Below are 13,368 nucleotides of genomic sequence, written 5' to 3' on the forward strand. Positions count from 1 at the left end.
GCCCCGCTATAGGGTTGCAAGCATGGCAACCCCGGCGCAGTGGCTCGAAGGCGCACGACCCCGCACGCTCCCCAACGCGATCGCCCCGGTGATCGCGGGCACGGGAGCGGCGGGGTACCTCGGCGAGGCCGTCTGGTGGAAGGCGCTGCTGGCGCTGGTGGTCTCGTTGTCGCTGATCCTGGGCGTGAACTTCGCCAACGACTACTCCGACGGCATCCGCGGGACCGACGATGACCGGGTGGGCCCGCTGCGGCTGGTCGGTTCGGGGCTGGCCTCGCCAGAGGCGGTGAAGCGGGCCGCGTTCGCGTGCTTCGGCGTCGCGGGAGTGGCGGGCCTGATCCTCAGCCTCACCTCGGCGTGGTGGCTCATTCTGGTGGGCCTGGCCTGCGTGGCCGGCGCCTGGTTCTACACCGGCGGTAAGAATCCCTACGGCTACCAGGGGTTCGGCGAGGTCGCCGTGTTCGTCTTCTTCGGCCTGGTCGCGGTGCTCGGCACCGAGTTCGTGCAGGCCGGCAGGATCGACGTGACCGGCGTGCTGTCGGCATGCGCGATCGGCTCGTACAGCTCCGCCGTGCTGGTCGCGAACAACCTGCGCGATATCCCCACCGACACCGAATCGGGCAAGATCACGCTCGCCGTGCGTCTCGGCGACTCGAAGACCCGTGTGCTGTTCGGGATCCTGGTCGCGGTGCCCACGGCGCTGGGGCTCGCGATCGCCGCCGTCGCCACCCCGTGGGCGCTGCTCAGCCTGCTCTCGCTCCCCCTCGCCGTGCGCGCAGCGCTGCCGGTGCTGCGCGGCGGCCAGGGTCCCGCCCTGATCCCCGCCCTCGCGCAGACCGGCCTGGCGATGCTGGTGTGGTCGATCGGCGATGCGGTGGGGCTGTTCCTCGGCGCTTAGATCCGGCGCTTAGATCCGGCGCCCGGAACCGCTAGGCCCGGCTCGCGGAGCCGGTCATCGCACGAACCGCAGGAATGCGCGTCCCTCCGGCGAGGGGTCCATCGGGCTGAGGAGCTCGAGCCTCCCTGCGCGCGTGAGCGTGAGGACGTCGGTGGCAACGCCCTGGACCAGTCCGGCCGAGTTCCACACCGCGGCGAACTCCGCATCGCCGGCACGGAGCGCCGCGATCGGATCGGTGTGCACCACCGGGAGAGCGAGAATGCTGCTCTCCCTGTTCCATCGCACGACCGCGGAGTCGAGCACGCCCGGTAGCGTGATCTCCTCCCGGTGCGCGATCCTGATCGCCGCCGCCCGCGTCTCGTTCATACCGCGCAGCGCATCGAACTCCGCGACGATCCGTTCGATGAGAACGATCGCCGGGCGCGCGCCCGCGGCGAGCTGCACGCCGACCGCGTCCCGCCGGAACAGGGGAAAGCCCACGAGCCGCTCCGCCGCCGCCACCGACCGGGACACCGTCGATTGGGCGATGCCGTGCACCCGCGCGGCCTCGATGATGCTGTGGGTGCCTGCCACCGTCGCCACCACCCGCAAACGTTCGATATCGGACATGGCGAGACGGTACCGCCGCCCACCGACGAGTTTCGATCGCTCCTCCAAGGACCTGTTCCACCCACAGGTCATGCGCCCGACGCATGGAAGTAAAACACCAGCTCAGCGGCCATTTTTAGCCCTATACCCATGCGTGCGACGCATGGGTGGCGTGAGCCCACCCGACGAGCATCACTGCTCGCTCGATACCGCCCATGCGTCCCACGCATGACATCAATGCTCGAAACAGCTTCTGACCTGCGACATCTCAGCCATGCGCGCCACGCATGACCTCTGAACAGCACCATCACCCCTGCTCCAAGTGGGCAGGAATCCACACCATCCGTGCTCGGATCCGATTGGCACTGCGAGAATCTGCGGGTGGACACCGTCATCGTGACGCGGCGGCCCGAGCATCCCGATGCCGCCGCGCAGTTGCACGCCTACATGACCGACGTCGCCTCGCGCTGGTACTCCCGCCCCGCCACGCGCGAGGAGATCGCGCAGGCCCTCGCGGACGAACCGGCCGATGATCTCACCGGTCCGGGTGGATACCTCGCGGTGATCGAGCTGGACGGGGTGGCGTTGGGAATCGGCGGAATCCGGTTCTTCGACGCTGAGACCGCCGAGCTCACGAAGATCTACACGGAGCCGAGTGCCCGCGGGCGCGGCCTCGGCACTGCGATCGTCGATCACCTGGAGAGCGTCGCCGCCGTACGGGGTCGCACGATCGCCCGCCTCGACACCCGGTCCGACCTCGTCGAGGCATGCCGCCTCTACGAGCGCAGCGGCTACCAACGCGTCCCGGCGTTCTCCGATTCGCCGTACTCGGACCGCTGGTACGCCAAGCCCCTCGCCGGGCACTGACGGACGCTACTCGCGCCAGGTGCCGTCCGCGAGGAAGCGCTCGATGGTGAGAGTGGGCGGGATCAGATCGAAACCGCTCGACGCGACCCACGCATCGTCGAAGTAGGTGTCCAGGTAGCGGTCGCCGTCGTCGGCCAGCAAGGTGACCACGCTGCCGGAAACGCCCGCGGCCACCATCTCGGCGATCACACCGAACGCACCCCACAGATTCGTGCCCGTCGACCCGCCGAGGTGCCGGCCCAGCATCGCGGACCCCACGCGCGCGGCGGCGATCGAACCGGCGTCCGGCACCGCCACCATGCGGTCCACGATCGCCGGGATGAACGAGGGCTCCACCCGCGGGCGGCCGATGCCCTCGATGCGCGAGGACTTCCCCGTCTCCACCGAGAAATCACCGCTGTCGTAGGCCGGGAAGAAGCTGGAGTTCTCCGGGTCCACCACGCACAGCCGCGTCGCGTGCCGGCGGTACCGGATGTAGCGGCCGATCGTGGCCGAGGTGCCGCCGGTGCCCGCGCCCACCACGATCCACGCGGGCTCGGGGTGATCCTCCAGTGCCAACTGGGAGAAGATCGACTCGGCGATGTTGTTGTTGCCGCGCCAATCGGTGGCGGCCTCCGCGTGCGTGAACTGGTCCAAGTAGTGCCCGCCGGTCTCCGTGGCGAGCCGGGCGGCCTCCAGGTACACCTGATCGGCACGATCCACGAAATGGCAGGTGCCGCCCTCGCGCTCGATCAGCGCCACCTTCGCCGCGCTCGTGGACCGCGTCATCACCGCCACGAAGGGCAACCCGAGCAGCTTGGCGAAGTAGGCCTCGGAGACGGCCGTCGATCCCGACGAGGCCTCGATCACCGTGGTGCCCTCGCGCAGGCAGCCGTTGCACAGCGCGTACAGGAACAGCGACCGCGCCAGCCGGTGCTTGAGGCTCCCGGTGATGTGCGTGGTCTCGTCCTTGAGGTACAGCTGCACGCCACGCGCCCACTCCCCCAACGGGAATCGGAGCAGATGGGTATCGGCGCTGCGCCGCGCATCGGCCTCGATCAGCCGGATCGCGTTGTGCACCCAGGTGCGGTCCTCACTCCGGTCGCAGACCGCGGTGCTCACTCGTCGACGCCCTGCAGTCGCCGCCGGAAGTCGTCGCGCCGCTCGCGGCGCCGGTCGTCGATCACCGCGGCGCTCTGCGCCACACGGTTGCGCAGGCCCTTGCCCACCACCATCGACAGCGGCATCGCCACCACGAGCGCGAACAGGAACACCGGGATCAGAGGCACCTCGTCGGTGACCAGGGTGCCGATCCCGTAGAAGACCGCCGCGATCACCGCCACCAGGCCGAGCCGGAACAGCGTGTACAGAACCATGTCGCGGGCGAGGGCGCGCTTGGCGTTGCGCACATCGGCGTCGGTCGTCGCCTTCGACGGTGCGCCGGCGGCGTCAGGGGTGTCAGTCACGTCCCTCAGGATACGCCAGGTCCGAAATACGACTTTACCAATTCTTGACACTTGCATAGAGGTTCGAGTACTCGGGCAAATCGCTGCATACTGGGCACCATGACCATCGCACACCCGAACACCGTCCAGCGCCCCGGCGATCCCCGTGCTGCTGCGCCGCGTCAGGCCGAACGACTCATGACGCCTGGCCAGGTGGCCGCGCTGTTCAACGTGAACCCCAAAACGGTCACCCGATGGGCCGGCGCGGGCCTGCTCGGCTCCGTCCGAACCCCCGGCGGGCACCGTCGCTTCCGCGCCTCCGAGGTCTTTGCTCTTCTGAATCAAAACACAACCCAGTAGTCGTACAGCTACGGAAAAGGGCGCCGCTCCCCCACGGGGAGGCGGCGCCCTTTCCGGTTTCTCGGCCGGGCGGCGTCAGGCGTACGAGTGCAGGCCCGAGACGACGTAGTTGATGAAGAACAGGTTGAACATCATGGTGATGAAACCGAAGATGTTGATGTACGGCGCAGCCTTGCGCCACACCGACGTCGCGCGGGCGTGCAGATACGCGGCGTACACCACCCAGGAGACGAACGAGACGGTCTCCTTGGGGTCCCAGCCCCAGGCCCGGCCCCAGGCCGCCTCGGCCCAGATGGCGCCGCAGATCACGCCGGCACTGAACAGCGGGAAGGCCACGATCACGGTGCCGTAGGCCACGCGGTCGAGCACCTGCGAGGACGGCAGCGCAGCTAGCAGCCGGCCGTAGGCGTTGTCCGGGGCGTCCAGCGAACCGTCGGGCCGCTCGTACCGGCGGCGCATCAGATACAGCAGGCTCGCCACGCCGGACACGAGGAAGATCCCGGAGCCGATCGAGACGATCGTGACGTGGATCGCGAGCCAGTACGACTTCAGGGCGGGCACCACGGGCCCGGCGTCCGTGTACAGCGCGCCCTCGGCCACGAACATCAGGATGAGCACGGGGAACAGGACGAACACCAGGATCGGCCGGGTCTCCTTGCTCCGCAGCATCACCAGGCCCACCAGGACCGCACCGGCGCACGTGATCGAGACGAACTCGTACATGTTGCCCCAGGGCAAGCGGCCCGTGGCCATACCGCGCGTGACGATCGACGCCAGCTGCAGCACGAGCCCCACCGCGGCCACCGCGTAGCCCATCCGGCCGAACCGCTCGGACTTGCTGCGCCGCGCACCGTCGTCGACCACCACGCCCGGGGTCGAGGCGGTGGCGATCGGTGCGCCGCCCGCGGCCACCAGTTCCCGGCTGCGATCACGCGCGGCGCTGCTGTCCACCCGTGAGGTCGCCAGCTCGATCACCAGCAGCACCATCGCGAACGCGTAGATCGCGGCGGCGCTGGTGAACATGACGTCGGAGTATCCGGCCATGGTCTCGTCGATAACGGGTCCCATTTACTTCGCCCTTTCCACGTCCGGCTCCCGCGCGGGGACCGGCCTCGCCGTGCTGCCCACGACCCGGTCGGCCAGGGCATCGAAGTCCTCATTCCACCCGGCCAGATCGGTGCGGGCGAGCCCGGCGATCTCCACCACGGTACCGCCGCCGTCGCGCGGGGTCAGCCGGGCGAACACCCGCCGCCGCTTCACCGTGAGCGAGACGATCAGCCCGCCGAGCATCCCGATCGCGAAGAACAGGATCCACATCTGCGCCGGATCGCGGCTCACCTGCAGGGCCGCGAAGTTCTTCACCCCGTCGAACCGCACCTGCGTGCCGTCCTCCAGCGTGGTCGATTGGCCCGCGTCCAGGTTCACGCGCGCCTTCTTCACCAGGCGACCCGAGTCGATCTGATCGCGGCTGAGCGAGAAGATGTTCTGCGGCTTACCGGTATCGAGACCGGTGTCACCCTGGTAGATGTCGATGGCCACGGCCGGATCGTTCGCGGCGGGGAACCGCGAGGTGAGCAGCGTCCCGTCGAGCTGCTTGGTGGGCGCCAGCAGGCCCTCGATCCCGATCTGCTTGGTGCGGCGCTCGTCCTCGGTGCCGTACATCCCACCGGGCGGATCGAACCGCAGCGCGCCGGACGAGAGGAAGTAGATCTTGTCCTGCGGCGCGAACTGCATGGTCTGCGTGCGGGTCTGGCCGTTCGGGTAGGTCACGGTGAAGGTGCCGGCGTAGCCGTGGCCGGTCATGTAGACCCGCACACCGTCCATCCGCAGCGGCTTGTTCACCTCGATCTCGTACTGCTTCCAGGCGTTGGTGTCGATGCTCGCCTTATCGAGGTACGAGGCCTTGGTGCGGAACATGTCGGGCTGCGCGTTCGGCAGGAAGGTGGCCTCGACCTGATCGGCCTGCAGGCAGAACGGGGTCAGGCCGGTGCCGTCCACGAGGGGCCCGGCGCGGAAGGTGTCGTAGTTCGACGGGCTGTTGCAGAAACCGCCGTCGCCCTGGATCACGATGCGCGAGCCCTCGTAGCCGAACTGGTGTCCGATGGCGATGGCCAGCAGCACGCCCAGCAGGCTGGCGTGGAAGACCAGGTTGCCGGCCTCGCGGAGGTAGCCCTTCTCGGCGGACACGGTCACGGTGCCGTCGGGATCGCTCGCCCCGCCGGGGCGGCTGATCTTGCGCCACCCGCGGAGGTTCGTGAGCACCGTCTGCGCGGCCTGCTCCGGATCCTGATCGGTCTCGCGGACGGTGTGCCGCGGCAGCCGTCCGAGGTTGCGCGGCGTGGCCACCGGCGCGGTGCGCAGGGCCCGGAAGTGCTCCAGGATGCGGGGCAGGATGCACCCGACGAGGGACACGAACAGCAGCACGTAGATCGACGTGAACCACACCGATTTGAAGACGTCGAACAGCTGCAGCTTGTCCATCAGCTGGCCCAGCGAGCCGTGCCGCTTGATGTACTCGTTGGTGTTGAACTGGCTGATGTCGCGCTGCGGCAGCAGCGCGCCGGGGATCGCGGCGAGCGCCAGCAGGAACAGCAGCACGAGCGCCGTCTTCATCGACGTGAGCGAGCGCCAGGTGTTGCGGACCGTCGCGACGATCCGTCCGGGCAGGGATTGCTTCGTGGGTGTGGTCATCAGATCGGCATCACCGTGTTGGAGACGAACAGGCGGCGTACCAGGTCGACGAGGTCGGCCCAGTAGCCCGTGACGAGCAGGACGCCCACCGCGATCATGAGCACGCCGCCGAAGACCTGGATCCGCCGGGAGTTACGGCGCAGCCAGCCGACGGCGCGCACGGCCACCGTGGACCCGAGGGCGAGGATCACGAAGGGCAGGCCGAGCCCGGCGCAGTAGGCGATGATCAGCACGGCGCCGCGCAGGGGCTCGGCGTCGGTGCCCACCACCACCGACATCACACCGGCGAGCGTGGGGCCGATGCACGGGGTCCAGCCGAGCGCGAAGACGCCGCCGAGCAGCGGCGCGCCCGCGAGGGTGGTCCACTGCTTCGGCGCGAACCGCACATCGCGTTCGAGCATCGGGACCAGGCCGATGAAGGCGAGGCCCATGATGATCGTGACCACGCCGCCGATCCGCATCAGCACGTCGGCGTTGAGCCGGATCGACGTGGCGAGCCCGAACACCGACATCGTCATCAACAGGAAGACGGCGGTGAATCCGCCCACGAACAGCATCGCGGCGCCCATCACCCGCCACCGTCCGGCGCGGGCACCCGCCTTCGCCTCGTCAATGGTGGCGGCGGGCGCCTCGGCGCCGACCAGCCCGGCGAGATAGGACAGGTAGCCGGGCACCAGCGGCACGATGCACGGGGACGCGAAGGAGACCAGCCCGGCCAGCGCGCACGCCGCGAGCGCGATGAGCAGCGGGCCGGAGACGGCCGCGTCCGCGAAGGCCTGCCCCATCACTGCTCCCCGAGGACTTTGTCGAGGGTGCCGGTGAGTTCCTTCTCACCGACGGTGGTGAGGTACACCGCGGCCACCCTGTGCTGCTTGTCGAGGACGAAGGTCATCGGCACCACGGTGGTGGGGTACTGCTCGCCGATCGCGAGCAGCGTCTTGCCCGGCGGATCGTAGATCGAGGGATAGGTGAGCTTGAACGAGTCGATGAAATCGCGGGCCGCGTCGTCGCCGGCGGTCTCGCGCACGTTGATGCCGAGGAACTCCACGCCGCGCGGCTTGGAGGCCACGTACACCTTCTCCAGCTCGGGCGCCTCGATCCGGCAGGGCGCACACCACGATCCCCACACGTTGATGACCACGACCTTGCCCTCGTAGTCCTTGAGCGACAGTGTGGTGTTCGGATCGGTCACGCTGCGGCCGGACAGATCGCCGACGGTGCTGCGCTTGGCGGGCTCGTAGAACTGTTCGAGCTTGCCGCCGGGCGCGATCACGCCGCCCTCGGCGGACCGGTCGCTGTACTGCGTGCACCCGGACAGCGCGAGCATCCCCACCAGCAGGGCGGCCGCTACCCGCCGGCCCGCTCGGCGGCCGGGCGTCACGCTCCGGTCACCTTCGGGTCGGACGCGCCGGCCGGCTCGGAGTAGACGAGGTCGACCAGCGCCTCGCCCTCGTAGATCAGGCTGGTGAGCGAGGCGAGCGAGCACTGCCGCTTGCGCGGGTCGTGCCACAGCCGCTTGCCCTCGAGGTAGCGGCGCAGCGTGACCACGGGCAGCTGGTGGCTCACGATCACGGCCTCGTGGCCCTCGGCGCGTTCACGGGCGATGTCGACCACGCCCAGCATGCGGTGCGCGATCTGCAGGTAGGGCTCGCCCCACGACGGGGTGAACGGGTCGCGCAGCTTGGCCCAGTGCTTGGGCTGGCGCAGGGCACCGTCGCCGACGGACACCTTGAGGCCCTCGAACTGGTTCCCGGCCTCGATCAGCTCGTCGTCGGTGATGATCGTGAGGCCGTGGCTCTCGGCGATCGGGGTGGCGGTCTCCTGCGCGCGCTGCAGCGGGGAGGCGAAGACCTGCGTGATGTCGTGGTCGGCGAGGGCGTCGGCCACGGTCTGGGCCTGCTCGCGGCCGCGTTCGGAGAGGTGGAAGCCGGGGAGGCGGCCGTAGAGGATGCCCTCCGGGTTGTACACCTCGCCGTGCCGCATCACGTGCACGATCGTCTGGTTCGTCTGGGGCTGCGCAGTCATGGGGGCCTCTACCTCTGCGGCTGGGCGGCGGCGGCCGCGCGGGCGGCGGCGGGCAGGGCCGCCGCGATGGTCTCGAAATCGGTGTCGGTCAGGGCCGCGGAGACGAACCAGGCCTCGAAGGCGCTGGGCGGCGGGTACACGCCCTGCGCCAGCAGGGAGTGGAAGAAGGGCGCGAAGCGGAAGGTCTCCGCGGCCTTGGCCTGGTCGTAGTTCGTGACGGGGCCGTCGGCGAAGAACACCGAGACCAGGTTGCCCGCGTACTGCACGTGGTGGCGCACGCCCTCGGCGGTGAGCGCGTCGCCGAGCAGGCCGCCCAGGCGCTGCGAGTTGGCGTCGAGCGTGGCGTACACGTCGTCGGTGGCGTGACGGAGGGTGGCGAGTCCGGCGGCCACGGCGACGGGGTTCCCGGAGAGGGTTCCGGCCTGGTAGACGGGGCCGAGCGGCGCGAGGTGGTTCATCACGTGCTCGCTGCCGCCGAAGGCCGCGGCGGGCAGACCGCCGGACATGACCTTGCCGAAGGTGAACAGGTCGGCGTCCACGGGGTCGAGGCCGTACCAGCCCGCGCGGCTCACGCGGAAGCCCGTCATGACCTCGTCGAGGATGAGCAGCGCACCGTCGGCGCGGGTGATCTCGCGCAGGCCGATGTTGAAGCCGGGCACCGGCGGCACGGCGCCCATGTTGCCGGCGGCGGCCTCGGTGATCACGGCGGCGATCTCGCCGGGGTACTTCGCGAAGGCCTCGCGCACGGCGTCGAGGTCGTTGTAGGGCAGCACCAGGGTGTCGGCGGCCTGCGCGCCGGTCACGCCGGGGCTCGTCGGCAGTCCCAGCGTGGCGACGCCGGAGCCGGCGTCGGCGAGCAGGGCGTCCACGTGGCCGTGGTAGCAGCCGGAGAACTTGATGATCTTGCTGCGGCCGGTGACGCCGCGGGCCAGGCGCACCGCGCTCATGGTGGCCTCGGTGCCGGAGTTCACCAGGCGCACGCGCTCGACGGGGGCCACCCGGGCGATGAGCTCCTCGGCCAGCGCGACCTCGGCCTCGGTGGGGGCGCCGAAGCTCAGGCCGGACGTGGCCGCGCGCTGCACGGCCTCGACGACGGCGGGGTGGGCGTGGCCCAGGATCATCGGTCCCCAGCTGGCGACGAGGTCCACGTAGCGGTTGCCGTCGGCGTCGACGAGGGTCGATCCGGACGCGGAGGCGATGAACCGCGGGGTGCCGCCGACCGCGGAGAACGCGCGGACCGGAGAGTTCACGCCCCCGGGGATCGAACGTGCGGCGCGCGCGAAGAGCGCGGCGCTGGCCGGGACCGCTTCGGGGGTATGGGGAGAACTCACGACCTCCAGTGTCCCAAACCGAAGCAAGTCGTCAACTACAGGGTGTAGGAGAACGCCCGATTGCGACCGACCTGCGCCATCCGGACGGGGAACCGCAATCGGTTCGGCACCGCCGGAGCCGCCACTATGCTGGAACAGGTTCCATCGGGGGAACCTGCGAGTGAGGGGAGTCTCGATGGAGCGCCTGAGCGGGTTGGACGCGTCCTTCCTGTACCTGGAGTCCAGGTCACAGCTCATGCACGTCTCGGGGATCCTCGAGCTCGACCCGAGCACGGTGGACGGCGGGTACCGGTTCGAGGACCTGCGTTCGGAGCTGGCCCGGCGGATCACCGCGATGCCCGCCTTCCGTCGGCGGCTGCACGATTCGATGATGAACGTCGATCACCCGGTGTGGATCGAGGACGAGAACTTCGACATCGAGGCGCACGTGCACCGCGTGGCCGTGCCGGCGCCGGGTGGCCGCGAGGAACTGGCGGAGCTGTGTGCGCACATCGCCGGCCTCCCCCTGGACCGCAGCAAGCCGCTGTGGGAGATGTGGGTGATGGAGGGCCTGGCCGGCACTGAATCGGACCCGCTCGCTCCGCTCCCGGCGTCCGGCGGCCGGATCGCCATCATGTTGCGCATGCACCATGCGGGCGTCGACGGGGTCACGGGCGCGGGCCTGATGGCGCAGCTGTGCTCGCTGACCCCCGAGCCGCCCCCGCTGGACCCGGAGATGGTGGGCCGCTCCACCGGCGGCGCCCCGCTGCTCGAACTCGCCGCCTCCGGCGCGAAGAACGTGCTGATGCGGCCGCTGTCGCTGGTCTCGCTGCTCCCCCGCACGCTGCCGGTGCCGGTGAAGTGGTTCACCCGGGCCCGCCGCGGCGAGGCGATGCCGGCGCCGTTCAGCGCGCCCCGCACCTCGCTCAACAGCGCGATCACCGGGCACCGGTCGATCGCCTTCACCCAGGTCCCGCTCGACGATGTGAAGCGGATCAAGGAGCACTTCGGCACCAAGGTCAACGACGTGGTGCTCTCGGCCTGTTCGGGCGCCCTGCGGCGGTTCCTGCACGACCGGGGCGAGCTGCCGGAGCAGCCGCTGGTGGCGATGATCCCGGTGTCCGTGCACGAGGCGGAGATCGGCGCCACCCTCACCGAGGGCACCAACAAGGTGACGGGCATGTTCACCCGGCTCACCACCGATGTCGACGATCCGGTCGGGCGGCTGCAGGCGATCCGCGACCGGGTGGCCACGTCGAAGGAGCATCACGGCGAACTCGACGACAACCTGCTGCGTTCGTGGGCCCAGTTCGCCCCGCCGACGATCATGCGGGTGGGCGCGAAGCTGTACGGCGAGAACAACCTGCCCGATCTGCACCCGGCGATCTACAACCTGGTGATCTCCAATGTGCCGGGCCCCGATTTCCCGCTGTACTTCCTGGGTGCGCGGATCCAGGCGATGTACCCGCTGGGCCCCGTCTTCCACGGGGCGGGCCTGAACATCACCGTCTTCTCGCAGGAGGGCACACTGAACGTGGGCGTGATCGCCTGCAAGAAGCAGGTGCCCGACCCGTGGCCGATCGTGCGCGCCTTCGAGGAGGACATCGCGGCGCTCGTGGCGGCCGCCGGCGGTTCCGCGTCCCCGACCGACGGAGACTCCGCATGACCAGCGCCGCCACCGACGATCCCACCCGCGCCGAGGCCGACGGCCCGCAGGTCCGCATCGACGCGGGCGCCCTGCGCGGCCTCGATCTGGGCGCCGTGCACACCTACCGCGGCATCCCCTACGCGCAGCCGCCGGTGGGTCCGCTGCGCTACCGCGCCCCGCAGCCGGTGCAGCCCTGGGACGGCGTGCGCGCGGCCACCGAGTTCTCCGCGGCGGCGCCGCAGAACAAGAAGTACACGCTGATCGGTTTCCGCGAGTACCAGCCGACCGACGAGGACTGCCTGACTCTCAACGTGGTCACGCCCGCGCGGCCCACCACCACGCCTCGCCCGGTGATGGTCTTCATCCACGGCGGCGCGTACCTGATGGGCAGTTCGGCGACGCCGCTGTACTACGGCAACTCCCTGGTCACGCGGGGCGACGTGGTCTTCGTCTCGATCAACTACCGGCTGGGCTCGCTGGGCTACCTGGACCTCACCGACTTCTCCACCGATGAGCGTCCGATCGACGGGAATCTGGGCCTGCGCGATCAGGTGGCCGCGCTGGAATGGGTGCGCCGCAACATCTCCGAGTTCGGCGGCGATCCGGACAACGTGACCGTTTTCGGCGAGAGCGCGGGCGGCAACGCCGTCACCACGCTGCTCGCGACGCCCGCCGCGCACGGGCTGTTCCACCGGGCGATCGCGCAGAGTTCCGCGCCGGGGCTCACGGTGGACGCGGCCCTCGCCCGTGGCCGCGGTCAGCAGTTCGTCGAATTGCTGGGCGGCGCGTCGAATCTCGACTCCGCGTCGACGGAGGAGCTGGGCCGGGCCGGCAATCGGCTGATGGCCGCGTTGAACCAGGAACAGCTCGGCGTGGTGCCCTTCGGTCCCACGGTCGACGGTGACTACCTCCCGGAGGATCCGGAGGCGGCGATCGCGGCCGGACGGGGCGCGCAGGTCCCGCTCATCATCGGCACCAATCGCACCGAGGCCACGCTGTTCACGAAGATGCCGGGGATGGGCAAGCCGTCCGCGGACCGGGTGGCGCACACGCTCGGCGTGGACCAGGCCACGGCGGACGAGCTGGCGAAGTCCTATCCCGGCTACCCGGGCGTGAACGCGCTGAACCGGATGATCGGCGATTACATGTTCTGGGCACCGTCGGTACGGATCGGCCAGGCCCATTCGAAGCATCAGCCCACCTACTTCTACCGGTACGACTTCGCCCCGAAGATGCTGGACCTGTTGGGCTACGGCGCCACTCACGCCACGGAGCTGATGGCGGTGTTCGGCGTGTACCACGGGATCACCGGCTGGGTGATGGGTGCGCTGGGCGACCGGCGGGTGGCGATGCGGGTCTCCGACGGGATGCAGCGGGACTGGATCACCTTCGCGCGCACCGGCCGTCCGGCCGGCGAGTGGCCCACGTACAACGGCACCTCGCGCGCCACGCTGGTGATCGACGACCGCAGCCGGGTCGAATACGACCCGGCTCCGGAGGTGCGGCGGGCGTGGGAGAAGTTCCACGCGTAGAACCGGGCCGAGCCGATCGCGGGCA

The 13,368-nt window shown here is 69.8% G+C and carries 14 protein-coding genes; 5 read left to right on the forward strand and 9 right to left on the reverse strand.

Annotation, left to right across the window (positions count from 1 at the left end; translation table 11 throughout):
- Positions 1-22: 22 nt before the first annotated feature.
- Positions 23-898, forward strand: a complete 876-nt coding sequence (locus TTY48_RS05780) for a 1,4-dihydroxy-2-naphthoate polyprenyltransferase (protein ID WP_220656596.1) — start codon at positions 23-25, stop codon at positions 896-898.
- 54 nt (positions 899-952) lie between these two features.
- On the opposite strand, the gene TTY48_RS05785 is transcribed toward TTY48_RS05780, so the two are convergent.
- A complete protein-coding gene (locus TTY48_RS05785) occupies positions 953-1,507 on the reverse strand; it encodes a LysR family transcriptional regulator (protein WP_220656597.1) in 555 nt (184 codons plus the stop codon).
- A 360-nt stretch (positions 1,508-1,867) separates the two neighbouring features.
- On the opposite strand from TTY48_RS05785, the gene TTY48_RS05790 reads away from it, so the two are divergent.
- Positions 1,868-2,353, forward strand: coding sequence for a GNAT family N-acetyltransferase (locus TTY48_RS05790; RefSeq protein ID WP_220656598.1), 486 nt, complete (start codon positions 1,868-1,870; stop codon positions 2,351-2,353).
- 6 nt (positions 2,354-2,359) lie between these two features.
- Here TTY48_RS05790 and TTY48_RS05795 read toward each other — a convergent pair whose 3' ends face one another.
- Both TTY48_RS05795 and TTY48_RS05800 read right to left on the reverse strand, forming a co-directional pair.
- The gene (locus TTY48_RS05795; protein ID WP_220656599.1) at positions 2,360-3,454 is read right to left on the reverse strand and encodes a PLP-dependent cysteine synthase family protein; all 1,095 of its coding nucleotides are present in this window, start codon (positions 3,452-3,454) and stop codon (positions 2,360-2,362) included.
- A complete protein-coding gene (locus TTY48_RS05800) occupies positions 3,451-3,798 on the reverse strand; it encodes a DUF4229 domain-containing protein (RefSeq protein ID WP_255585519.1) in 348 nt (115 codons plus the stop codon). The genes TTY48_RS05795 and TTY48_RS05800 overlap by 4 nt, the downstream gene beginning before the upstream one ends.
- A gap of 177 nt (positions 3,799-3,975) precedes the next feature.
- On the opposite strand from TTY48_RS05800, the gene TTY48_RS05805 reads away from it, so the two are divergent.
- Positions 3,976-4,137 carry a BldC family transcriptional regulator gene (locus tag TTY48_RS05805; protein ID WP_019200932.1) on the forward strand — a complete coding sequence of 54 codons (162 nt, stop codon included), beginning with the start codon at positions 3,976-3,978 and terminating at the stop codon, positions 4,135-4,137.
- A 75-nt stretch (positions 4,138-4,212) separates the two neighbouring features.
- Here TTY48_RS05805 and ccsB read toward each other — a convergent pair whose 3' ends face one another.
- Genes ccsB through hemL form a run of 6 tightly spaced genes read right to left on the reverse strand, consistent with a single transcriptional unit; the run spans position 4,213 to position 10,184 of the window.
- Entirely contained in the window at positions 4,213-5,205 is a 993-nt protein-coding gene (gene ccsB, locus TTY48_RS05810) for a c-type cytochrome biogenesis protein CcsB (protein WP_220656601.1), read from the reverse strand.
- On the reverse strand, positions 5,206-6,828 hold the full coding sequence (locus TTY48_RS05815) for a cytochrome c biogenesis protein ResB (RefSeq protein WP_220656602.1): 1,623 nt from the start codon (positions 6,826-6,828) through the stop codon (positions 5,206-5,208).
- Positions 6,828-7,613 (reverse strand): cytochrome c biogenesis CcdA family protein, encoded by a 786-nt coding sequence (locus TTY48_RS05820; protein WP_220656603.1) that lies wholly within the window; start codon positions 7,611-7,613, stop codon positions 6,828-6,830. Before TTY48_RS05820 ends, TTY48_RS05815 begins: the two co-directional genes overlap by 1 nt.
- Positions 7,613-8,209, reverse strand: coding sequence for a TlpA disulfide reductase family protein (locus tag TTY48_RS05825; protein WP_255585520.1), 597 nt, complete (start codon positions 8,207-8,209; stop codon positions 7,613-7,615). Before TTY48_RS05825 ends, TTY48_RS05820 begins: the two co-directional genes overlap by 1 nt.
- Complete coding sequence (locus tag TTY48_RS05830) at positions 8,206-8,853, reverse strand: histidine phosphatase family protein (RefSeq protein ID WP_220656604.1); 648 nt, start codon at positions 8,851-8,853, stop codon at positions 8,206-8,208. The genes TTY48_RS05825 and TTY48_RS05830 overlap by 4 nt, the downstream gene beginning before the upstream one ends.
- Before the next feature lie 8 nt (positions 8,854-8,861).
- A complete protein-coding gene (gene hemL, locus TTY48_RS05835; RefSeq protein WP_220656605.1) occupies positions 8,862-10,184 on the reverse strand; it encodes a glutamate-1-semialdehyde 2,1-aminomutase in 1,323 nt (440 codons plus the stop codon).
- A gap of 175 nt (positions 10,185-10,359) precedes the next feature.
- On the opposite strand from hemL, the gene TTY48_RS05840 reads away from it, so the two are divergent.
- Together TTY48_RS05840 and TTY48_RS05845 are read left to right on the forward strand one after the other, a co-directional pair.
- Positions 10,360-11,829 carry a wax ester/triacylglycerol synthase family O-acyltransferase gene (locus tag TTY48_RS05840; RefSeq protein WP_220656606.1) on the forward strand — a complete coding sequence of 490 codons (1,470 nt, stop codon included), beginning with the start codon at positions 10,360-10,362 and terminating at the stop codon, positions 11,827-11,829.
- Positions 11,826-13,343, forward strand: a complete 1,518-nt coding sequence (locus TTY48_RS05845) for a carboxylesterase/lipase family protein (protein ID WP_220656607.1) — start codon at positions 11,826-11,828, stop codon at positions 13,341-13,343. Before TTY48_RS05840 ends, TTY48_RS05845 begins: the two co-directional genes overlap by 4 nt.
- Positions 13,344-13,368: the final 25 nt, after the last annotated feature.

Source organism: Tsukamurella sp. TY48, assembly GCF_019656655.1.
Lineage (GTDB): Bacteria > Actinomycetota > Actinomycetes > Mycobacteriales > Mycobacteriaceae > Tsukamurella > Tsukamurella strandjordii.